21 protein-coding genes are annotated in these 20662 nt (G+C 63.8%); 5 read left to right on the top strand and 16 right to left on the bottom strand.

What is annotated here, in order from left to right; translation table 11 throughout:
- Positions 1–107: 107 nt before the first annotated feature.
- Genes AACV02_RS12455 through AACV02_RS12425 form a run of 7 tightly spaced genes read right to left on the bottom strand, consistent with a single transcriptional unit; the run spans position 108 to position 4658 of the window.
- Positions 108–1430: a FliI/YscN family ATPase gene (locus AACV02_RS12455; RefSeq protein WP_119739915.1), complete on the bottom strand. Its 1323-nt coding sequence runs from the start codon at positions 1428–1430 to the stop codon at positions 108–110.
- Positions 1427–2011: a type III secretion system stator protein SctL gene (gene sctL, locus AACV02_RS12450; RefSeq protein WP_106578750.1), complete on the bottom strand. Its 585-nt coding sequence runs from the start codon at positions 2009–2011 to the stop codon at positions 1427–1429. The genes AACV02_RS12455 and sctL overlap by 4 nt, the downstream gene beginning before the upstream one ends.
- Positions 2004–2621 carry a type III secretion protein gene (locus tag AACV02_RS12445; RefSeq protein ID WP_119739913.1) on the bottom strand — a complete coding sequence of 206 codons (618 nt, stop codon included), beginning with the start codon at positions 2619–2621 and terminating at the stop codon, positions 2004–2006. The genes sctL and AACV02_RS12445 overlap by 8 nt, the downstream gene beginning before the upstream one ends.
- Positions 2618–3400: a type III secretion system inner membrane ring lipoprotein SctJ gene (gene sctJ / locus AACV02_RS12440; protein WP_119739911.1), complete on the bottom strand. Its 783-nt coding sequence runs from the start codon at positions 3398–3400 to the stop codon at positions 2618–2620. The genes AACV02_RS12445 and sctJ overlap by 4 nt, the downstream gene beginning before the upstream one ends.
- Before the next feature lie 4 nt (positions 3401–3404).
- A complete protein-coding gene (locus AACV02_RS12435; protein ID WP_106578753.1) occupies positions 3405–3839 on the bottom strand; it encodes a hypothetical protein in 435 nt (144 codons plus the stop codon).
- A 9-nt stretch (positions 3840–3848) separates the two neighbouring features.
- Positions 3849–4082, bottom strand: a complete 234-nt coding sequence (locus AACV02_RS12430; RefSeq protein ID WP_119739909.1) for a hypothetical protein — start codon at positions 4080–4082, stop codon at positions 3849–3851.
- Between the two features lie 12 nt (positions 4083–4094).
- A complete protein-coding gene (locus AACV02_RS12425) occupies positions 4095–4658 on the bottom strand; it encodes a type III secretion protein (RefSeq protein ID WP_119739907.1) in 564 nt (187 codons plus the stop codon).
- Between the two features lie 48 nt (positions 4659–4706).
- Here AACV02_RS12425 and AACV02_RS12420 point away from each other — a divergent pair, with 48 nt between their 5' ends.
- The gene (locus AACV02_RS12420) at positions 4707–5471 is read left to right on the top strand and encodes a tetratricopeptide repeat protein (protein ID WP_119739905.1); all 765 of its coding nucleotides are present in this window, start codon (positions 4707–4709) and stop codon (positions 5469–5471) included.
- Between the two features lie 905 nt (positions 5472–6376).
- Here AACV02_RS12420 and AACV02_RS12415 read toward each other — a convergent pair.
- The 7 genes from AACV02_RS12415 to AACV02_RS12385 form a co-directional block, all read right to left on the bottom strand.
- Positions 6377–6757 (bottom strand): hypothetical protein, encoded by a 381-nt coding sequence (locus AACV02_RS12415; RefSeq protein WP_106578757.1) that lies wholly within the window; start codon positions 6755–6757, stop codon positions 6377–6379.
- Positions 6758–6771: 14 nt separating this feature from the next.
- Entirely contained in the window at positions 6772–8052 is a 1281-nt protein-coding gene (locus tag AACV02_RS12410) for a type II and III secretion system protein family protein (RefSeq protein ID WP_119739900.1), read from the bottom strand.
- Positions 8049–10187, bottom strand: a complete 2139-nt coding sequence (gene sctV, locus AACV02_RS12405) for a type III secretion system export apparatus subunit SctV (protein ID WP_119739898.1) — start codon at positions 10185–10187, stop codon at positions 8049–8051. Before sctV ends, AACV02_RS12410 begins: the two co-directional genes overlap by 4 nt.
- Positions 10184–10519 (bottom strand): tetratricopeptide repeat protein, encoded by a 336-nt coding sequence (locus AACV02_RS12400; protein ID WP_106578760.1) that lies wholly within the window; start codon positions 10517–10519, stop codon positions 10184–10186. The genes sctV and AACV02_RS12400 overlap by 4 nt, the downstream gene beginning before the upstream one ends.
- Positions 10519–10875 carry a hypothetical protein gene (locus tag AACV02_RS12395; protein WP_119739895.1) on the bottom strand — a complete coding sequence of 119 codons (357 nt, stop codon included), beginning with the start codon at positions 10873–10875 and terminating at the stop codon, positions 10519–10521. The genes AACV02_RS12400 and AACV02_RS12395 overlap by 1 nt, the downstream gene beginning before the upstream one ends.
- 343 nt (positions 10876–11218) lie before the next feature.
- Complete coding sequence (locus AACV02_RS12390; protein ID WP_119739893.1) at positions 11219–12103, bottom strand: SctD/MshK family protein; 885 nt, start codon at positions 12101–12103, stop codon at positions 11219–11221.
- A gap of 103 nt (positions 12104–12206) precedes the next feature.
- Positions 12207–12368 carry a hypothetical protein gene (locus AACV02_RS12385; RefSeq protein ID WP_016969018.1) on the bottom strand — a complete coding sequence of 54 codons (162 nt, stop codon included), beginning with the start codon at positions 12366–12368 and terminating at the stop codon, positions 12207–12209.
- 600 nt (positions 12369–12968) lie between these two features.
- Here AACV02_RS12385 and AACV02_RS12380 point away from each other — a divergent pair.
- Together AACV02_RS12380 and AACV02_RS12375 are read left to right on the top strand one after the other, a co-directional pair.
- Positions 12969–16184: a type III effector HrpK domain-containing protein gene (locus tag AACV02_RS12380; protein WP_119739891.1), complete on the top strand. Its 3216-nt coding sequence runs from the start codon at positions 12969–12971 to the stop codon at positions 16182–16184.
- 69 nt (positions 16185–16253) lie between these two features.
- The gene (locus AACV02_RS12375) at positions 16254–16715 is read left to right on the top strand and encodes a winged helix-turn-helix domain-containing protein (RefSeq protein ID WP_119739889.1); all 462 of its coding nucleotides are present in this window, start codon (positions 16254–16256) and stop codon (positions 16713–16715) included.
- Positions 16716–17057: 342 nt separating this feature from the next.
- Here the strand turns inward: AACV02_RS12375 and AACV02_RS12370 are convergent, their stop codons facing one another.
- Positions 17058–17933, bottom strand: a complete 876-nt coding sequence (locus AACV02_RS12370; protein ID WP_119739887.1) for a Dyp-type peroxidase — start codon at positions 17931–17933, stop codon at positions 17058–17060.
- A gap of 28 nt (positions 17934–17961) precedes the next feature.
- Positions 17962–18144, bottom strand: a complete 183-nt coding sequence (locus tag AACV02_RS12365) for an ArsR family transcriptional regulator (protein ID WP_256586990.1) — start codon at positions 18142–18144, stop codon at positions 17962–17964.
- A 17-nt stretch (positions 18145–18161) separates the two neighbouring features.
- Between AACV02_RS12365 and AACV02_RS12360 the strand changes: the two genes are divergently transcribed.
- Positions 18162–18950 carry an MFS transporter gene (locus AACV02_RS12360; RefSeq protein ID WP_119739885.1) on the top strand — a complete coding sequence of 263 codons (789 nt, stop codon included), beginning with the start codon at positions 18162–18164 and terminating at the stop codon, positions 18948–18950.
- Between the two features lie 78 nt (positions 18951–19028).
- Complete coding sequence (locus tag AACV02_RS12355; protein ID WP_119739883.1) at positions 19029–20645, top strand: NADP-dependent glyceraldehyde-3-phosphate dehydrogenase; 1617 nt, start codon at positions 19029–19031, stop codon at positions 20643–20645.
- Positions 20646–20662 lie beyond the last annotated feature (17 nt).

The following is a 20662-nucleotide window of genomic DNA, read 5'->3' as shown; positions in this document are numbered from 1 at the left end:
TGGCGGTGGGTCAGCTTGCCCTTGTGTTGCTGATATACCGCTATCGCAGGCAAGCCAGCTCCCACAGGGTTTTGCATGGGCCTGAGGTTCACTGTTGTTCATTGATCTCATGCCAACACCTGGCGCATGCGGATCAGGGTCTGGTCCAGGCTGCTCGGCTCGCCGGCGTTCTGGCGCAGGAACGCTTCAATGGCCGCATGGCGGTTGATGGCTTCGTCGGCCAGCGGGTCGCTGCCGGCGGAGTACTCGCCGACGCGGATCAGCATTTCGATTTCGCCGTAGCGCGCCATCAGCTCACGTATGCGCATGGCCAGGCGTTTGTGTTCTTCACCGGCGACCTGCTCCATCAACCGGCTGCGGCTGCGTAACACGTCAACTGCCGGGAAGTAGTTGCGCTGGGCCAATTCCGCGCTGAGGGCGATATGCCCGTCGAGGATTGAACGGGCTTCTTCGGCCACCGGGTCACTGGCCGCATCCCCTTCCGTCAACACGGTGTACAGCGCGGTGATGCTGCCGGTGGGGCCGGGGCCGGCGCGTTCGAGCAGGCGCGGCAAGGCCGAGAAAAACGACGGCGGATAACCGCGACGAGTTGGCGGTTCGCCCACGGCCAGGCCGATTTCGCGTTGGGCGCGGGCAAAACGCGTCAGGCTGTCCATCAGCAGCAATACATTGCGGCCCTGGTCGCGGTGGTACTCGGCCAGCGTGGTGGCGACAAACGCCGCACGCACGCGCTCGGCCGCCGGGCGATCCGAAGTCGCAACCACGGCCACGGTACGCGCGCGCGCCTGGGCGTCGAGTTGCACGTCGAGCAGTTCGCGCACTTCCCTGCCCCGCTCGCCGATCAGGCCGATCACAATCACATCGGCTTCGCTGTTGCGGACGATGCTGGCGAGCAACGACGACTTGCCCACGCCCGGCTCACCAAAAATGCCCATGCGTTGGCCCTGGGCCAGGGTCAGCAGGCCGTCGATGGAGCGAATGCCCAGCGCCATCGAACGCACGATCAGTTGCCGCGAAAACGGTGCGGGCGGCTCGGCATGCAGGGGGTAACGTTGCAAGGCCAGGGTCGGCGGGACGCCATCGCCGTCGAGAAAATCGCCCATGGGGCTGATCACCCGGCCCAGTTGCGCATCGCCCACGGCGACGCCCAGGGTTTCGCCGGTCGCCGTGATTTGCGTGCGCGTCGACAGGCCTTCCATGGAGCCGATCGGCGACAGAATCGCCTCGTCGCCATCAAAGCCGATCACCTCGGCGCTCAAGCTGCGGCCGCTGCCGGGGTCGCGCAGTTGACACAGTTCACCGATGCTCGCACCGGCCACACTGGCGCGCAGCAGGACACCGCGAATGCTCAACACCGTGCCGTGCATCGGCCGTGGACGGGCTTGCGCCAACCGTTCAGTCAGGCGCGGCAGCAGCTGTTGCAGGTTCATGCCACACCTTCTTCGGCAAAGGGCAGCAAGCTGCGGCGCAGGGTTTGCAACTGCGCCTCCAGGCCCAGTTCGACGGACCCGGCTGGGCTGTTGAGGCGCGCCTGACCGGCGCTCAACTGCTCATCGGCGTCCACGGCAATGGCCAGGCCTTCGTGCTTGAGGCGTTGGCGCAAGGCCTCGACTTCGGTCGGCGGCACCCACAGGGTCAGTGCCTGGTCCTGGCGAAATGCACTCAGGGCCTGGCGGGTGCAACGCACCACTCGGTCGGCGCTGTCCAGCTCACCCAACACCTCGCGCACGATGCCCAGGGCCAGGTCGGCCAGCGACGCTTCCAGGCTGCTCAAGTAGTGCTGCACCTGGGATTGGGTTTGCACCAGCAACTGCGCGACTTGCTCGGCGCCTGCCTGGCGCGCGCTTTCAAAGCCCTCGGCGCGGGCGGCGTGCAGCCACTGGTCGCTGTCGGCCTTGATCTGTTCGGCCTGTTCCTTGGCGGCTTGCAGAAAAGCAAATCCATCGGTCCACAGCGCTGCTTCTTCAGCACGCAGGATGCGCGCGGTAGGCCGGCTCGGTAATTCACTCATGGGCGTTGTCCTCGGCCGCAAGGCTCGCCGCAGCGGCCTGGACGATTTCCAGGTCGCGGGGCAAGCGTGCGCTGTGGCCCTGGGGGAAGGCGAAACGCAGGCGCAGCCAGCCCTGCAAGTCGGCGTGCTGGGCCTGCAGCCAGGCGGCAACACAGCCTTGGCCGTCGCGGTCGATGGCCTCGATCAGCTCCGATGGCTCGCGCAGCAGGTCCGCGGCGCCGCCAAGTTGGCGCTGCGCTAGCGCCTGGCTGAATACCTCGGCACCGAGTCCCTCGCGCAATTCGTTGACCACCTCACGGCGGATCTCGCGGCTCAGGGTCGAGGCATGCCAGATGGCACCGCACAACCGTGGCAGGCGTGAAAACTGCGCAGGTGACAACAGCAACACCGCCAGGTCGGCGGCGGACGGCGTCACCAGGTGCGCAATCGGCGCCAACTGATAATGGTTGACCAGCAGCTGCTCCAGGCGCTGACGAAAACGCGCCTGGCCTTGCATGGCCTGCAGCACTTCATCGGGCAACTCATCGGCGAAACAGGCGCCCAGGCTCGGCCCGCGCACAAACTGCAGCGGCTCGGCGATCAGCCCCTGCCAGCGTTCAACCAGGCTCATTCACCCTCCTTGAGCACATACATCGCCTGGGACTGACGCCGCGCCCAGTGTTGGCGAGCCAATACCCCAAGCGCGCCGAGGGCAATCAGCAGCAAGCCGCCAAACATCACGCGTGCCTGCGCCAGGTTGTCTTCCAGCAACCACAGCCCCATGAAGCGCGCCAACCGCGGTTGCGCCGGGTTCTGGCTGATGGCGACGGCAGCCTTGATCGCCGTCACCGAGACGCCGTCGTAGCTCAGGCCGGAAATGCCGTTGGCGACCAGGGTCTTGATCTGCGGGATCAGCGTATTGATGTCGGTACCCGGGTCGTAACGCACCAGCACCGAGGCCGACGACGGTGAAATCACGCGCTTGAGCAGGTCGTTGTCGGGCAGCACCACGTGCACGCGGGCGGCGACGATGCCGTCGATCTGCGACACCGAGTGCGACAGTTCTTCGCTCAGCGCATAGATCATTTGCGCGCGCTCCTGCACCGGCGACGACACCAGGCCATTGCCCTTGAACACCTCGCCCATGTTGGAAAAGCTCTGTTGCGGCAGGCCGGCGTTGTCGAGCAGCGTCATGGCTTCGGCAAAGCGCTCCTCGTCCACCACCACTTTGAGCTGGCCGTTGTCCTGGGTCTTGCGCTCCGCCGGGATGCCACCGCGCAGCAGCACCGCGACCATGGCGTTGGCATCGCGCTCGCTGAGGTTGGTATAGAGGTCGGTGTTGCACGCCTGCAAGAGGATGGCGAGCAGGCCGATCAGCAGCAGGCGCAGCGCGCGGTTTGGGCTTGGCATGGCGTTATTGACCCTTGAGCAACGTGTTGGCGGACCCGGAAATCTGCGTCGCACCGCGCACCACCATCTGGGTTTCGATGGAGTAATCGAACATCTTGCCCAGGGAGTGCACGATCTGGTCGACCTGCTGCTCGCCGACTTTTTTGCCCGGCTCGCCCTGCGGCGAAGCACTCGCCGTGCGGATTTCCACCGAGGCCGGCGGCGGCGCCGACGGGTTATTGGTGAGCACGTCGGCGCGTTCGGAAAACGCGCGCGTACGGTCGATGAAACTGTTCATGCGCTCCATCAGGCCCGAGCCGATCTGGTGCGGGCTGGCGCCTTCGGGCATGCCCTTGGCGGTATTGGCCATGTGCTCGAAAAGGTTCTGCGAGGCCCCGGCGGGCCCCGCACCGGCGGACGGCGGCAAGGCCGTAGCGCCGGCGGCGAGACTGATAGTCATAGGGGCTCCCTACTCTTCGTCGTCATCGGACATGGCGTCGTTCAGCAGTTCCTGCATCTTCGGCATGATGATGAACTGACCGCCGATGGTGACGGCCTGGGTGATCAACGCATCGTTGAATTCGGCGTCGCTGGTCTCCGACGGTTTGTCGGCGGCCTTGGCGTTATCCACCGCGGCGTTGAACTTGGCTTCAGGGCTGGCGCCACCGGGGGCGAGGTTGCTGTCTACGGCCGTTACGGACATGGTGCTGCTCCTTTACTGGGTTGGGGTTTCGGTACTGACTTGTGCGCCACGGAACACTCGCACCCCGCGCTCGCGCGCCACCGGGGCGGCCACGACCGTGGGTTGCAGGTGGTCGACATGCTGTTGCACCAGCGCAAGGTACGGCGGCGGGCCGGAAACAAACACTTCATCGCCCTCGGGACCGTTGCGCATGGAGAGTTGCTGGCCAAACACGTCGAGGGTGTTCAGGTAGGCCTGCAACTGGTCCAGGTTCAGGGCGCTGGCCTTGAACAGCTTGGTGCTGATTTCATCGCTGGCATTGAGGTACAACAGGTTGCCGTCGAAGTACCAGGTCAGGCCGTTGGTGCTGCACAAGGTCTGCAGGAACTCACCGGCGGTGGCTGCGCGGATGGTGCTGCGCGCCTTGCCGCGTACCTTGTCGGAAAGCACCAGCGGCACGTCGAGGTTGTGGCCGAATTCTTCCAACGCGCTGCGAACGTCCTGATCGACCAGCACGTAGGCGTAGGGCTGCGAGAACCACGCGGGCTCCTCGGCCGCGTTGGCAAAACCCGCACCGAACAGGCATAGGAGCGCCATCAAAAATATGCTTACATGGCCTGCGCCTTCGCCCGACGAGTTGTGACGATGACCCACAAATTTCTGCTCGCCAGCACCTTGCTGCTGGCTGCCTGCTCCAGCAAACCTGCGACCGATACCGACAAATCCCTGCAACTGGCCAACGACCTGAGCAAGCGCGGCGACTACAGCAGCGCGGCTGCGTTGTACGAGCGCGCCACCCAGCAACCGGGAGCCGGCATTGAGCTGTGGCTCAAGCTCGGCCAGGCCCGGCTCGACGCCAAGGACGCGCTGGGCGCCGAACGCGCCTTCCAGCAGGCGCTGGGGTTTGATGCCCACAACGCCGACGCCCTGCTCGGCCTTGGCACTGCGCAGTTGCAATTGGGCAAGACCCAGCGCGCCGTGACGGCGTTGGGGCAGGCTGCCCAGATCAATCACCTGCCGGTGGCCTACACCCGCCTGGGCATCGCCCAAGTGCTGAATGGCCAGGCCAGTGCCGCACAAACCGCCTTCGCCAAAAGCCTGAGCCTGCAGCCCGACGACCTCGACAGCCGCTGCAACCTGGCCCTGGCTTATGCGCTTGGCGGGCAGCCGCAACAGGCGCTGGATACCATTGCGCCCGTCACCCAATCGCCGCGCGCATTGCCACGGCATCAGCGCAATGAGTTGTTGGTGATGGTGTTGGCCGGTTACGAGCAGCGGGTTGCAAGCCTGCCCCTCGACGACATTCCCGCCGCGGAACGCGCGCAATTGGTGATGGAGGCCAAGCGAATTAAGGCGATCAGTGATCCGGTGGTGCAGGCCAAAGAGTTGGGGTTGGTGGACCCGCGTTGAGACACGACCGGGCCGCTGTTGATCTGCTTTTGATTGTGATCTCAGGCGCACCGTTAAACCACGCTGGCCGAACGCAGGTTTTGGCGCGTGGGGCCAAGCATGGCCCCGCGCGGCGGCACAGGCTCCAAAGCCTGCGGGAGGGCACGCCGAGCCTGGGCGAGGTGCCGAGTGTTGGTTCTGGTCCTTCAAACAGTCACCCGCTGTAAGAGCGGAACCATAAGTGGCCGTTACCGCAGCCATGGCTATGTATTCCGACCCAAGACCTATGCCGCCTGTCACATAGCTTTCGCGAGCAAGCCCGCTCCCACATTTGGATTGCAGGGTGTCAGGGAGGTTTGGGTTGGTCGGGCGGGCGTCATCGCAGGCAAGCCCGCTCCCACATTTGGATTGCAGGGTGCCGGGGAGGTTTGGGTTGGTCGGGCGGGCGTCATCGCAGGCAAGCCAGCTCCCACATTTGGATTGCGGGGTGCCAGGGAGGTTTGGGTGGGTTGGGCGGGCGTCATCCCAGGCAAGCCAGCTCCCACATTTGGATTGCGGGGTGCCAGGGAGGTTTGGGTGGGTTGGGCGGGCGTCATCGCAGGCAAGCCCGCTCCCACATTTGGATTGCAGGGTGTCAGGGAGGTTTGGGTGGGTTGGGCGGGCGGCATCGCAGGCAAGCCCGCTCCCACATTTAGATTGCAGGGTGTCAGGGAGGTTTGGGTGGGTTGGGCGGGCGTCATCGCAGGCAAGCCAGCTCCCACATTTGGATTGCGGGGTGTCAGGGAGGTTTGGGTTGGTTGGGCGGGCGTCATCGCAGGCAAGCCCGCTCCCACATTTGGATTGCAGGGTGCCAGGGAGGTTTGGGTGGGTTGGGCGGGCGTCATCGCAGGCAAGCCAGCTTTCACGTGGGATAGGTGTGCACCTGGTCATTGTTGGCCTCCGGTGGCGCCGGCTTTGGCTTCTTGCTGGTCCTTGCGGCGCTGCAGTTGCTCGCGGTCGAAGCCTTCGATGTAGACCTGCGCAGCGCGGCCGACCGGGGCGGCCATGGCCGGGCCGGTGGTGCGGCCTTGGGTCAGGTCCTGCCTGCGCTCGACCATCTGCATCAAATTCAAATTGTTCGCGCAGCCCAACGGCAGCGTCGGCTTGAAATCTTCGTCCAGCCCGATTGCGTCCTTGGCCGCCGGTTGCTGGCACTGGCTCGGCAAGCCATCAGCGCGAAACTCCGGCGCGTAATACACCGGCGCCAAGTGGGTCTGGCAGCCCATCAGCGCCAGGGGCAAGAGCATCAACACACGCAAAGCAGTCATCGCAGGCCCCCTCATCAATTCATGTAAAAACCGAACGCGCCGCCGCTGCGCGGTCCGCTGGCTGCGGCCGTCGCCGGTTGTGCATCCAGCGGCGTGGCGAGCGTGCGACTGCGCACCGGCTCCACCAGATACGGGGTAATCAGGATCACCAGTTCGGTTTCATTGCGCTGGAAACGCTTGGAGCGAAACAGGTTGCCCAGGATCGGCAAGTCGCCAAGCAGCGGCAGCTTCTCGATGTCCTGGCTGCTTTCACGTTGAAACAGGCCGGCAATCGCAAAGGTCTGCCCGCTGCCGACTTCCACCCGCGTGTCGGCGCGGCGCACGCTGAAGGACGGCACATGGAAGTTGCCGAAATCCACGGTGCCGCCGCTGACCACGCTGCTGACCTCCGGACGTACTTGCAGGGCGATGCGACCGTTGGGCAACAGCGTCGGGTTGAACAGCAGTGACACGCCGAACGACTTGTATTCGATGCCCACCAGGTCACGGTTGACTGGCACCGGGATCGCCACTTCGCCACCGGCGAGGAAGCTCGCGGTCTGGCCGGTCATGGCGGTGATATTCGGCTCGGCCAATATCTGCAAAATGCCGTTGGCCTGCAGCGCGTCGAGCATGCCGTCGATGTTCACATTGCCCGAGCCGGTGCCTGCCGTTGCCAGGCCACCGGCCGTTGCGGCTGCCAGACCGCCGCCGGTGATCAGGCCGAAGGAGAAGGTGCCGTTGCTGAACATCGCGTTCCAGTTCACGCCGTAGTGCAGCAATTCGGAGCGCGAGACTTCGGCAAACCGTACGCGCAGGTTCACCTGGGCCGCGCCTGCGTATTCGGTGGTGTTGATTGCGCTCTGGAAGCCCTGGCCCTGAGGGTTGAGCAGCGCGTTAAGGTCCGTCGCTTCGGCCACCGAACCGACGGTGCCCTTGGCGATCAGGCGGTTGCCGGCGCCGCTGATTTGGGCGCCATTGCCAGGGTGCAATGCCTGCATCGGCGTGGTCACCGCGGCGGTACCGCTGCTGACCGACAAGGTCAGGCTGGCCAGTTGTTTGCCGTCATTGCCAAGGGCAATCAGGCTGGTATTGCCTGGCGCCTTGCCGAAAATATAAATCGTGCCCGGCGACACCACTTGCAGGTCGGCCACATTCGGCTCGGCGACCAGGACCGAATCCACCGGCGCCACAAAATGCAGAATGCGCCCTTCTCCGGACGCCAGGTTGATCGAACCTGAGGCCCCGTTGGCAATGTCCTGAGCCTGACTTGCAGCGGTGACCAGAGCCAGCAACAACATACAAAAACGCATCATGAGGCAGACGCCAAGGAGGTGACGGAAGCCGCGGCAGGCGCGCGGCGGTTGGAAATATCGGTGAGGCTGATGGTCACCAGCGCTTGCAGGTTGTACTCGGTGGCCAGCTCGCGGAACGACAGCACCGCCAGCTCCAGTTCACCGCGCAACACCAGACGGCGCAGGCTGCGCCGCAGCTCCGGGTGCACCAGCAATACCGCGCTGTTGACCTCGCGGGTGTTTTCACAGGCCTGGCGCAGTTGCGCGAGCAAGGCGCGGCTGACGTCTTCGGGGATCAATTCGCGCTGCGGCTCCTGACGACGCAGGGACGCGCGCAGTTGGTCTTCCAGGCCCGGCGCCAGCACCAGTGCACCGATGACGCGGTTACGGTCGGCGTACTGATGGCTGATCTGCCGCGCCAACGCCGCACGCAAATGTTCGGCCAGCCGCCCGGCATCGGTCTCGCGGGCGCCCCACTCCACCATGGCTTCGAGCAAGGCGCGCTGATTGCGGATCGAAACGCCTTCGCCGACCAACAGGCGCAAGGTCTCGGCAACACGCTGCAAGGGGACCAGGCGCAAGGCTTCCTTGACCAGTTCGCCGTACGTGGCTTCGGTGCGTTCGAGCAGCAGGCGGGTTTCCTGGATGCCGAGGAAATCGGCGGCATAGCGGCGCAGGCTGCGTTCCAGCACGCCGCGCAAGACTTCGTCGGGCAGCAGGAAACCGATGCCGGCGTTGCGCAGGGTCTCTTCGTGCTGGCGCTCGATCCAGTGGGCATTGCGGCCGTTGAGCGGTGAGTCGGCTTGCACGGTGGCGATGTCCAGCAGTTGCACGTGCACCGGGTCGTCCTGCACGAGCAGGCAATTGATCGGCAGTTCGCCTTCGCTCACCGGCACGCCTTCCAGCGACACGCGGAAACTGCCCGGTGTGGCCTTGGCCTCCATGTAGATGCCCGGCACCGGCACATCCACGCCCAGGTCAGTACGGATGTCATGACACAGCGCTTCGACACGTTGGCGCAGCAACTGGCGCGGCGCGCTCTGGGACAGGCCGCTGCCAAGGGTGAGCAGCACGCGAGTATCGGGCAGCAGGTTGTCATCCAATTCTGCCTGCGCCTCGACCTCCGGCTCCGGGGGTTCGGCCAAGGCTTCGAGCTCGCCCTGGGGCTGGCGGGTGTGCCGGCGGTACATCACGAACGCTGCGCCGCCAAAGGCTGCGGACAAGCCGAGGAATACCCAGGTCGGAAAACCGGGCAACAGGCTGACGCCGATCATGATCAATGCCGTCAGGCCCAGTGCCCGATAGCTGGCGCCCAGCTGCTTGATGATCTCGCTGCCCAGGTCGCCGGCTTCACCGTCGCTGTTGACCCGCGTGACCACCGTGCCCGCCGCCACCGAAATCAGCAGCGCCGGGATCTGTGCGATCAGGCCGTCGCCCACGGTCAGCAGCGAGTAGGTGTGCACCGCCACACCGAACGGCATGTCGCGCTCGATCATGCCGATCAGCATGCCGCCGAGCAGGTTGACCGCCAGAATCACCAGGCCGGCGATGGCGTCGCCTTTGACGAATTTCATCGCGCCGTCCATCGCGCCGAACATCTGGCTTTCGCGCTCCAGGCGCGAACGCCGGCGGCGCGCTTCGGCCTGGTCGATGTCGCCATTGCGCAGGTCGTTGTCGATGCTCATCTGCTTGCCGGGCATCGCGTCCAGGGTGAAGCGCGCGGCCACTTCGGCCACGCGTTCGGCGCCTTTGGTGATCACCACGAACTGCGCCACAGTGATGATCAAAAACACCACCATGCCGACCACGACTTGGCCGGCGATCACAAAATCACCGAAGGCCTTGACGATATGCCCGGCGTCGCCGTGCAGCAGGATCAAGCGGGTGGTGGTGATCGACAGGGACAAGCGAAACAAGGTGCTGAGCAGAATCAGCGGCGGCAGCGCGGAGAATTCCACGGAATGGCCGATGTAGAACGCGACGATCAGGATCAGGATGCTCAGGGCAATGTTGAGGCCGATCAGCATGTCCACCAGGTAGGTGGGCAGCGGGATGATCATCATCACAATCGCCATGAGCATGAACGCGACGATGATCACGTCGGTGCGCTGCGCCGCCATGCGCGCCAGGTTGTTCAGGCGGTTGAGGGCACTCATGCGCCGGCCCTGCGCGCAGCCAGGTAGCGCTTGAAGCACTGGCGCGCTTCGTCCTTGCGCTCGCCGTACCACAGCGCGCGGGCGCGCAGCAGCAACAGGCTGGCGGACTCGCCTTCCAGTGCCACCAACCGGTCGAGGGCACCCAGGGCGCGGGTGGCGTCGCCGCTGTCGGTGAACGCGAGCACCAGCGAGCGCAGCAGCACGCCATCTTCGGGCGCGACGCTCACGGCGATCAGCAGCATCACCAGCGCACGCTGGGACTGGCCGTTGCGCCGGTACAGCTCGCCAATGCCTTTGAGCAATTGCACGGCGTCGTCGTTATCGCGGGCCATCAGGCATGTACCTCCGAGCGTTGCTGTTCGAGGGTGCGGCGCATCTCGATCTCTTCGCTGATCAGGTCATGGGCCAGTTCCTTGATGTCCGTCTCGGCATCGAGGGACGGCAGGATGTGTTCCATCACGTGTTCCAGCAGCTCCAGGGAGCGGGCGCTGCCGAATAGCAGGGAGTCAACGCCCGCGGCGCTGGTGAGTTCTTCGAGGTCACTGCGCAGCGAGCGGCGGGTTTGGGTCTTGCGGGTTTTGAGCACCGCTTCGAACGCAGTGGCCTGGCGTGAGTTGACCGGGCGAACGGCTTCGACGGGGGCGCTGCGTACGTCGCTGGGGATGAGCGGGCGGGGTTCGACTTTCATGCGTGGGCCTGCGAGCAGCGTTTATGGCTGGATAGGTGCTCCGACCCAGGACTTCCAGCGCCTGACAGATAGCTTTCGCGGGCAAGCCCGCTCCCACAGTTGGGCGTGGGGGTGTCAGGTTGAACTGGGTTGGCCGGGAGAACGCCATCGCGAGCAAGCCCGCTCCCACAGTTGGGCGTGGGGGTGTCAGGTTGAACTGGGTTGGCCGGGAGAACGCCATCGCGGGCAAGCCCGCTCCCACATTTGAATGGCGTGGCGGCGGGTTGAATTGGGTTGGCGGGGGGGACGCCATCGCAGGCAAGCCAGGTCCCACGGGTGGGTTGGGTGCGTTCCATGGGGCGACTCATAAGGTGAAGGTGAAGCGCTCTTCGCCGCGGGCGAGGATCACTTGGTTGTTCTCGATGCGCTCCAGCACCCAGTTGTCCGCCAGGGCAGCGCCGGGGTACAGGCGCTTGCCGCTGTCGTTGATCACGTAGGGGTTGGTGCCGAACCACACGGCCTGGAAGCGCACACGCGGGCGTGCGGCGTCGGCGCGTACGCTGACGCGAGGGTTGAGGACGATCTGTTGGCCGTAACGTTCATCGAAGGCTTGTTGCAGGGCCAGCCACTGAGGTTTTTGCGACTGTTCGAAGCTGCCGACGGCACTGAGCTGGCCGTTGGCGTCAGTGACCTTTATGGCTTCCAGATGGGCAGCCTGGAGTTGCTGCTCCAGCCAGGTTTTGGCGTGTTCACGCGACGGTTTTTGCAACGCAGGCACCTGCGCCGCGACCGCGGTGTGGATGAGCGGCGTGTCGTTGCGCACCGCCAGCGCACCCGCACACAAAAACAGCAGGACGATCGCGACAATCCAGGGCGTGAATGTGCGTGTGGCGTCCGAAGTTTTTTCTGCCCCCTCAGGCGAGGCCAGGCTTACTCCCGCCGTGCCGATACGCAGTTGCAAAGGCAGTCGCGCACGATGGCCGCTGCCTTGGGGAATACGCACATTGTTGCCAAGCACAACATCGCCGCCCAAGGCTTCGACTGCCACCTGGCCACCCTCAAACCGCAGGCGCAGGTGCAGGCCGGCGATGCCGGGATCGCTGAGTACCAGGTCGGCCGCGAGGTCCGCGCCGAGGGTGTAGACAGGCTGGTCGAGCACCAGGGAACTGCCCTGATGCAAACCGCTGGTCACAGTCAGGGTCGGTGCGCCAATACCAGCGACCGGACCCAAGGAAATCAAGGCTGTCATGTTCGGGTTTGCCCCCTTGAGCATGTGCAACGGGGTCAACAATCAGAAGGTGAAAACACTCAGCAGGTAAACGGGCAGCGCCGGCGCCGCCCGTTTTGGCGAATCAGTTCTGCGGACGCTGTTTGGTGGCGTCGAGCTCCGCTTTTTTCGCGGTGCTGATTTCAGTGATCTTGGCCGACTTCTCGATAGCCATGTTGAAGGTCGCTTCCATCTTCGCGATAGCGTCGTCGGCGCCGCCGGCTTTTACTGGTGGGACATCAGCCATGTTCATCTCCTTGCATCGATAGGGAAGTTATTCAGTTGCGCAACAGCAAGCTGAAAGTATGCAAACCGGTGAATGCCCAAAACGTCAGACAGTGAGCCTTCGAACCGTCGTTGGTTTGCATGGGACCCATACTACTCACGATCAAAACGCCTTCGCTGTGAAAGCTTGTGAAACGTTTCGCTGACAGGGTGTGAAAGGTTTGGCTCAACCTGGCAGTGAGAAAAACTCATGCATCTTGGGCCGTGGAACTTTTTTCAAAAAATACACACACGAAAAAGACCCAGTGTTTGCGGGCGTTTCGCGGCATCACCTAGACAGTTTTCGAACTTCCAGCCCATGGTTGAGTGTTCGATCCGGGACGTTATCAGCGCTATTTTCGCGACGACTTCACATTTTTCGCTAATAGCCTTTTGCCCAACTTTGCGGATATTTCCATTTGTAACAAAAGCGACTTGATCATCGCGTTTGATAGCTCGGCGCGAGTGGCCTTAATGCCCGCGAGCAACTAATTGCCTGCGCCGAATTAGTACAGTTGCACTAATAGCCGAAATCGTTAGTGCGCAGGTCCTGATATATGAAAGAACTTCCAGGTGATCATTTATGCCAGCGATCCCAAGTAGTCGTGACCCTGTTGACACCCCGGGCACAGACGGCTCGCAGAAAAAATTCGAAACCGCGTTGTTCACGGCCGTCAACCAGCCGACGTTCGACCCGTCGAAGATCCGCGGCCCTTCGATCCCCCTGCCCTATCAGAATGTGCAGGCGCCGGTGAACAACAGCATCACCTATACGCCACTGGGCAGTGACAAGCCGGTAACCCTCAAGCAAATCGACAACCCCCGGCTCTACGAGAAACTGGTCGACCAATACAATGCACAACAGGCCGACGCCAGCGTCGAAAAAAACCTCGCCGACAGCAAGACCGCCGGGTACACCGAAGCCGACGCCAGTACCGTGGCGCCGGGGCTGGGCAACTACAAGGCGATTGGCAGCACGACGGAATTGGGCCCGGGCCTGATCCGATACGAAACCACGTCCGGCGACAAGATCGTGGTCAGCCAGAAACAAACCCCGACGTTGTTTGCCCAGGTCAGCGGCGACTCGAGCAAAATGTTCGCCATCAACGCCAGCCAGGCCGAAGGCTATCGCTTGGCCGGCCCCAACGAAACCATGGACCCGGCTGCCAACATCGGCGCACCCGAGGAAGTCGGGCCGGGCCTGATTCGCTATAACACCGCTTCCGGCGACAAAGTCATTGTGTCCCAGGACATCACCCCCGCCCTGTACGACCAAGTGGCCAAGCTGTATGCCGGCACCACCGGCGCGGCCGGCGCCTCGGACACCTCGTGGATCGACACCTCGTCGTTCGGCGTCTCCGGCGCCAAGGACTGGGACACGATTACCGGCAACACCAGCGGTACGCCAACCAAGGAAGAACTCGACCTGAACCGCCCGCGCGCCGCTGCGCAATTGCTCTCGCAAAACTGGGATGCCTGGGGCCTGCATGGTGCGCCGATTGACTTCGCAAACCCGCCCACGAGCCTGCCGCCCGAAGCCCAGGCGGTGCTCAAATACGTGGCCAGCAGCCCGAACCTGATGGCCGCGCTGGACAGCGGCGGTCGCGGTAAAGCCGACAACGTGATCACCCATTCCGACGTCGACCACTTTATCGACAACGCCAACAAGGACCTTGGCGCGGCGTCGAAATCCTTCGCCAGTTTCATGGGCAGCAAGCCCGGCGAACTGGCCACCGCCAACGCCAAGTCCGCCGCCATCGTGATGGCCAACGAGAGCCTGGTCGCAAGTTCCGGTACCGCGATGCGCCCAGGCGATAACCAGCGCAGCAACGACGGGATGATTCGCCCCGACAACCTGGAGGCGCTGGGCAGTGATTCGGCCTTGAGCAACGAATTGACCGGCGCTGCGGCCATGTGGTCCAGGCCCGGCATGTTCCACGCACTGGAAACCGGTGGCGACAACCCGGCGACCGGCAAGTCGGACAACATCGGTACGCGCGACAACATCGGCGCGTGGCTGGAAAAACAGGCGCCGAAAACCGACAGCGACACGCTGACCTTCCTCGACGGCGCCGCCACCCGCGATGCCGTGGCCGGTGTCGACACCTCCAAGCTGACCGCCGACATTCTGGCCAACCCGCAGAACTACAGCGGCGCACAAAAGGCTGCGGTGCTGGTGCAACTGACCGATGCGCAGACGCGCCTGCTGGTCAGCGACTACGTGCCCCATGCCGGTTTGATGGACAAGTACACCTCGCCGAACTGGGGCCTGAACCCCAACGAGGACAAGATCAAGGCGCAGTTGCAGAGCGGCATCGAAACCCTGTCGGCGGACCCGGCTGTGCAGAGCTTTCTGCAGAACAACCGCGGCCCGGCACTCAGCGACATCGTCAGCAGCGACCCGACCATGAAAGTCGCCCTGCAGAACTACTTCGCCGATGGCATCGAGTCGGGCAAGAACCTCAACGACAACCTCAATGCCAAGGATCAGAACGGCAAGCAGATCGACATGGGCATGGGCCTGCAAAACGCCGCCAACGATGCAACCATCGCCAACCTGGCACTGGGCGGCAACGGCCATGTCGACTTGAGCAAAGTCGCCGCCAACGCCGGGCAAAGTGACGCGATCCAGAGCTACTACAAGAACGAACTGGTCACCGGCAAAGCTTTCACCGACGCCGTGGCCGGTGGCATGGACCCGACCGTGGCGGCCAGCAGTTTTGCGGCCAGCGCCGCGTCGGCCCAGGCCTTCCTCGGGGACAAGGCCACAGCAGACGACGCCGCGACCTTGCAGGTTAATTTCAACGAAAACCTCAGCGATGCCCTGCTCGGCGGCGCGACCACCGACACCCTCAATGTGACGCTGGGCGATGGCAAAGGCAATTTTGACGAGGCCAAAGTCACCGCCGCCATCAACGATGCCCAGCAGAAAAACCCCGAGATGTTTGTTACCGCCGACGGCGGCAAGATCGACCCGGCACAAGTGGTGTCGATGCTGCGCTCGGTGTGGGACATCGGTCGCCAGGGCAACAAGATTGCCGACGCCTTGCCCAAGGCCATCGAAGGCATGAAGTTCGGGGATGTGAGCCCGGCGTTCAAGCAAGGCCTGCTGCACATCGGCAGCGCGGTGTTGATGAGCGGCGTGCTGATGGCGCGTTCGGCCAACGGCAGCAATACGCCGGTGGCGGACGCCAACCGCGTGTCGGCGGGGCTGCAATTCGCCGGCCTGTTGCTGGAAGGCGGCACCAAGTACGCCAAGGAAGCCGGTTACGGGGTGACCTGGGTCAACCGTCCGGACGGCGGCACCATCGGCGACTTCCCGGGCAAGGTGCCGGTGGGCAAAGGCCCGTTGTCAGCCGAACAGATCGCCAATATCGGCGCGGCGGGCAAGATCATCGGTTCGGCCGGTGGAATCATCGGCGGCGTGATCGGGATTATCGGCGGTGTCGATTCCCTGAAGAAAGGTGACTACCTCACCGGCAGTTTCTCGGTGGCCACCGGCGTACTCGGCACGGGTGCGGCCGTCGCCGGCCTGGTGGAAGCCGGCGCCGGCTTGTATGGCGCCACTGAGATCGGCGCAGTGGCCGGCACCATCAGCGGCATCCTCGGCGGGGCCACGGCGATCCTCGGCGGGATCGGCAGCGCGTTTCTGCCGTTCGCCCTGGCCGATGCCCACGGCAAGGCGCAAGACGCGTTCTACGGTCAACTGGCGCCGGTGCTGCAGCAATACGGTTTGACCGGCGGCCCGACCATGGACGGCGATTACCCCGCCGATCCGATCCCCGCCATCAACACCTGACCTCCCCCGACAGCCTGGCGCAAACGCAGCCGCGCCGGGCTGTTTTTCCACGCCTAAAGGTTCAATGACATGACGTATTCAACTCGCCGCCACCTCACCGATGACGCCACCCTCGAGATCCACTTCGGCCCCTTCCAACTGCTGCCCCAACGTCATCGGCTGCTCAAGCACGGGCAACCCGTGGCCCTGGGCAGCCGCGCCCTGACCTTGCTGATCGCCCTCGCCTCCCGGCCCGGTGAACTGCTGGAAAAAGACCGCTTGCTGGCCATCGCCTGGCCGAAAACGGTGGTGGAAGAATGCAACCTGCGCACGCAAATCAAGACACTGCGCCGCGCCCTCGGCGACGAAGAGTCGTTCTACATCGCCACGGTGCCGGGCCAGGGTTATCGGTTTGTTGCGCCCACTTGGGTCGAACGTACGCCCGTCACGCAACTGAAAGCGCCGGTGGTTCTCAGCCCGTATGGTTGCCGCCACTGCCGAGGCGCGGGGATGGTGCCGCTGTATGCCCAACTGGGTATGCACAACAGCTGACCGACAGGTGCCGCGAGCGGCGTTATTTTGGCAAGCGTCTTTGTTGTGGCGAGCCCACTTGTTGTGGCAAGAGGGCTTGCGGTGGCGATCGGGCTAGTTGTGGCGAGCGGGCTTGCCCCGCGTTGGGGCGCGAAGCGGCCCCTGCTACAAACACCCAGGTTTTTCAGGCAAACCGCCTAGCCGGTTTTGGGGCCGCTGCGCAGCCCAACGCGGGGCAAGCCCGCTCGCCACAACAAGCCCCCTTGCCACAACAAGCCTGCTCACCACGGCGATCCCAGTTGCCACAGCAAGCCCGCTTGCCACAGCAACATCGCTCCCCACGACAAGCCCGCGCCTAGCGGTTTATAGGTGCGGCGTACAGCTGATCGCACTCAGGTCCAGGTGCCCGTCCTTCAGCGGCGGGCACCAGTAGTACCCACCCGTCAACGGTGTACTGATGCGGTACAGCCCGTCCACTATCCCGTCTTCCAGCCCGCTCATGCGCCGCAGTTGGGCTTCAAATGCATCAAAGGAATGCCCGAAGGCGAGGAACATCAACCCTGCCTGACCGTTCTCGGCCCAAGGCATCGAGCGGCGCACCACGAAGGCTTCCGGCGTGAAACTTTCCTGCGCGGTGCGTTTGGTGTGCGCGGACTCGGGTGCGTCGTCCAGCTCTTCGTTATCGCCATGGCGGCGGCCGATGATGTGGTCGCGCTCCTGCGCAGGCAAAGCGGCAAAACCGTCGAGGTCGTGCTGCCACTGCTGGATCGCGGCAAAGCTGGCGCCGCTGTCGGTCATCGCGGCTTCGACCGCGGCGTCGTCGTGGGGGTTTTCAGTGCCGTCTTCATAGTCAGTCAAATCGAAGCCGGTCTTGTAGCGAAAACCTTCGGTCATCTGCACCAGGCGAAAGGCCGGCGCCATAGCTTTTTCAACACTGCGGCTGCGCAACAGCAGCTCACCGCGATCCACGCCATGCAGCCATACCCACAGCGCCTGCTGGGTGGAGGGGTTATGCGCGCCCGGGCCGCTGACGGCAGGGAACGCGCGCAAGCCCTCAATGGTTGCGCCCAGTGCAGTCACCAGCGGCTCACCCAAGCCCACCACCGCGGACGAATCGGTCAACTGCACCAGCGCGTCCAATGCGCCGGGTACGGCTGCCAGGCAATCCACGGCAAAAAACAGATGGCGTGCCTGCAAGGGCACCGGTGCGGCAAGAATGCCCGGCTGGTACTGACTCATGTGAACTCCTTCAAGAAAGCCGCGTAGTTTAACCGCCGCACGCCTGCTTTTGCTCAGGCTTTTCCAGGTCACGCGGGTCCAGACCCAATTGCGCCTTCAACTGCGTCCAGCCCTTGGGCGTGACCCGTACCGCGCGAGAATCTTTCGAGCGGCGCAACCAACCGGCTTCGCACAACGCGCTGAGCAACTGCACGCCCAACGGCCCGGCCAAATGATGGGTGCGCTCTGATGCTGATCGCCGCGCGCGTGCTGCAGGGCGTCGGCGCGGCATTGCTGGTGCCCGCCTCCCTGGCACTGATCAATCAGGCCTACCTCGACAACCCTGCCGGGCGCGTGGCGGCTATCGGCGTATGGGCCGGGTGCGGCGGCATCGCCATGGCCGCCGGGCCGTTGGTGGGGGGCGTGCTGATCCTGATGCTGGGGTGGCGGAGTCTCTTCCTCGTCAATCTGCCACTGAGACTGCTCGCCGTCGCACTGAGTGCGCGCCTTGCCGCCAGTGCCAGACAACCGCGGGCAGCGGGCGGGCTGCGCCTTACGGTGCAACTGTTCGGCAGCCGCGTGTTGAGCCTGTGCGCGGCGGTTTCCCTGGTATCTGCATTGCTGCTGTACGGCCTGATGTTTTTACTCGGCCTGTATTTCCAGCGAACGTTGGGCTTCTCGCCACTGTGGACCGGCGTCGCATTTTTGCCGCTGACGGTGCTGGTGAGCATTGGCAGCCTGATGGCCGGCCAATTGGTGCGCGCGTTCGGCAGTCGCTGGCTGATCGGCGGCGCCCTGGTGCTGTACGTGGCCGGCTTCGGCCAGTTGCTGATGAGCGGCACATGCCCCGACTACGCCCTGCTCGTGGTGCCCCTGCCGATCATCGGCCTGGCGGCGGGGCTGATCACTCCCGCCGCCACCGCCGCGCTGATGAACGCGGTGCACCCGGTACAGGCCGGAATTGCCGCCGGCACCCTCAACACCGCGCCACAAATCGGCGCAGCGCTGGGCGTGGCGTTGGCAGGGACGCTGCTGTAATGCGTCTGGCGCTTGCCACACAGCCCTTGGATGGGTGACTCTCTAGTCATGTTTTGCAACTATTCCAGGGGTAGCGACATGACCACCAGTAACCTGCTCGACCAGCTGTTTCCGACCTCCGCCGCCGATATTCCCGAGCAATTTCGCCTGGCGGCGCCCATTGAACAGCGTGATTACCTGGTCGACGGCCAGTTGCAGGTGTGGAACGGCCCATTGGCCCAGGTACTGAGCCCGGTGCAACTGGGCGATGAGCGCGTGCATATCGGCAGCACGCCCCTGCTGGACGCCGACACCGCCCTGACTGCCCTCGACGCCGCCGTGCGCGCCTATGACCGAGGCCAGGGCGAATGGCCGACGATGCGCGTGGCCGAGCGCATCCAGCATGTGGAAGCTTTCTTGCGGCGCATGCGCGAACAGCGTGATGCGGTGGTCAAGCTGCTGATGTGGGAGATCGGCAAGAACCTCAAGGACTCGCAGAAAGAGTTCGACCGCACCTGCGACTACATCACTGACACCATCAATGCCCTCAAGGAACTCGACCGCCGCAGCAGCCGCTTCGAGCTGGAACAGGACACGCTTGGGCAAATCCGCCGCGTGCCGCTGGGCGTGGTGCTGTGCATGGGGCCTTACAACTACCCGCTGAACGAGACCTTCACCACGCTGATCCCGGCGCTGATCATGGGCAACACCGTGGTGTTCAAGCCGGCCAAGCTTGGCGTGCTGTTGATTCGCCCACTGCTGGAGGCGTTCCGTGACAGCTTTCCGGCCGGCGTGATCAACGTGATCTACGGCAGTGGCCGTGAAACCGTCAGTGCGCTGATGGCCAGCGGCAAGATCGATATCTTCGCGTTCATCGGCACGAACAAGGCCGCCAGCGACTTGAAAAAGCTGCACCCCAAACCACACCGCCTGCGCGCGGCCTTGGGCCTGGATGCGAAAAACCCTGGCATCGTGCTGCCCGAGGTGGACCTGGACAATGCGGTCAACGAAGCCGTCACCGGCTCGCTGTCGTTTAATGGCCAACGCTGCACTGCGCTGAAAATCCTGTTTGTGCACGAAGATGTCGTCGAGCGCTTTATCGAGAAATTCAACACCAAGCTGGCCACGTTGAAACCCGGCATGCCCTGGGAAGACGGCGTCTCGCTGACGCCGCTGCCGGAAGTCGGCAAGGTCGATTACCTCAACGCGCTGGTGGCCGATGCGGCGCAGCATGGCGCCAAGGTGGTGAATGCCAATGGCGCAACCAGCCGCGGTTCGTTCTTCTACCCGGCGGTGCTGTACCCGGTGAACCCGCAGATGCGCGTGTACCACGAGGAGCAGTTCGGGCCAGTGGTGCCGATTGTGCCTTACCGTGATCTGGGCACAGTGATCGACTACGTGCTGGACTCGGACTTCGGTCAACAACTGAGTATCTTCGGCACCAACGCCGTGGAGGTCGGGCGCCTGGTAGATGTGTTTGCCAACCAGGTTGGCCGTATCAACATCAATGCCCAGTGCCAGCGCGGCCCGGACACGTTCCCCTTCAACGGCCGCAAGAACTCGGCCGAAGGCACGCTGTCGGTACATGACGCATTGCGCGTGTTCTCGATCCGCACGCTGGTGGCGACCAAGTTCCAGGAAAGCAACAAGGCGCTGGTCAGCGATATCCTGCGCAACCGTGACTCAAGCTTCTTGACGACCGACTACATTTTCTAAAGATGGCGCAGTTCAAC

The sequence above is a fragment of the Pseudomonas sp. Larv2_ips genome (assembly GCF_963879675.1).
In the GTDB taxonomy this organism is placed as follows: Bacteria; Pseudomonadota; Gammaproteobacteria; order Pseudomonadales; family Pseudomonadaceae; genus Aquipseudomonas.
The sequence above is the reverse complement of the archived record's forward strand: the minus strand, read 5'-3'. Positions and strand labels throughout refer to the sequence as shown.

Excerpts from the sequence above, each read along its gene's own strand:
- sctJ (WP_119739911.1), bottom strand. The coding sequence starts at position 3,400 with ATGCCAAGCCCAAACCGCGCGCTGCGCCTGCTGCTGATCGGCCTGCTC.
- AACV02_RS12425 (WP_119739907.1), bottom strand. The coding sequence starts at position 4,658 with ATGGCGCTCCTATGCCTGTTCGGTGCGGGTTTTGCCAACGCGGCCGAG.
- AACV02_RS12380 (WP_119739891.1), top strand. The coding sequence starts at position 12,969 with ATGCCAGCGATCCCAAGTAGTCGTGACCCTGTTGACACCCCGGGCACA.
- AACV02_RS12410 (WP_119739900.1), bottom strand. The coding sequence starts at position 8,052 with ATGATGCGTTTTTGTATGTTGTTGCTGGCTCTGGTCACCGCTGCAAGT.
- AACV02_RS12415 (WP_106578757.1), bottom strand. The coding sequence starts at position 6,757 with ATGACTGCTTTGCGTGTGTTGATGCTCTTGCCCCTGGCGCTGATGGGC.
- AACV02_RS12385 (WP_016969018.1), bottom strand. The coding sequence starts at position 12,368 with ATGGCTGATGTCCCACCAGTAAAAGCCGGCGGCGCCGACGACGCTATC.
- AACV02_RS12390 (WP_119739893.1), bottom strand. The coding sequence starts at position 12,103 with ATGACAGCCTTGATTTCCTTGGGTCCGGTCGCTGGTATTGGCGCACCG.
- AACV02_RS12375 (WP_119739889.1), top strand. The coding sequence starts at position 16,254 with ATGACGTATTCAACTCGCCGCCACCTCACCGATGACGCCACCCTCGAG.
- sctL (WP_106578750.1), bottom strand. The coding sequence starts at position 2,011 with ATGAGTGAATTACCGAGCCGGCCTACCGCGCGCATCCTGCGTGCTGAA.
- AACV02_RS12430 (WP_119739909.1), bottom strand. The coding sequence starts at position 4,082 with ATGTCCGTAACGGCCGTAGACAGCAACCTCGCCCCCGGTGGCGCCAGC.
- AACV02_RS12395 (WP_119739895.1), bottom strand. The coding sequence starts at position 10,875 with ATGAAAGTCGAACCCCGCCCGCTCATCCCCAGCGACGTACGCAGCGCC.
- AACV02_RS12360 (WP_119739885.1), top strand. The coding sequence starts at position 18,162 with ATGCTGATCGCCGCGCGCGTGCTGCAGGGCGTCGGCGCGGCATTGCTG.
- sctV (WP_119739898.1), bottom strand. The coding sequence starts at position 10,187 with ATGAGTGCCCTCAACCGCCTGAACAACCTGGCGCGCATGGCGGCGCAG.
- AACV02_RS12455 (WP_119739915.1), bottom strand. The coding sequence starts at position 1,430 with ATGAACCTGCAACAGCTGCTGCCGCGCCTGACTGAACGGTTGGCGCAA.
- AACV02_RS12370 (WP_119739887.1), bottom strand. The coding sequence starts at position 17,933 with ATGAGTCAGTACCAGCCGGGCATTCTTGCCGCACCGGTGCCCTTGCAG.
- AACV02_RS12420 (WP_119739905.1), top strand. The coding sequence starts at position 4,707 with ATGACCCACAAATTTCTGCTCGCCAGCACCTTGCTGCTGGCTGCCTGC.
- AACV02_RS12445 (WP_119739913.1), bottom strand. The coding sequence starts at position 2,621 with ATGAGCCTGGTTGAACGCTGGCAGGGGCTGATCGCCGAGCCGCTGCAG.
- AACV02_RS12400 (WP_106578760.1), bottom strand. The coding sequence starts at position 10,519 with ATGGCCCGCGATAACGACGACGCCGTGCAATTGCTCAAAGGCATTGGC.
- AACV02_RS12435 (WP_106578753.1), bottom strand. The coding sequence starts at position 3,839 with ATGACTATCAGTCTCGCCGCCGGCGCTACGGCCTTGCCGCCGTCCGCC.
- AACV02_RS12355 (WP_119739883.1), top strand. The coding sequence starts at position 19,029 with ATGACCACCAGTAACCTGCTCGACCAGCTGTTTCCGACCTCCGCCGCC.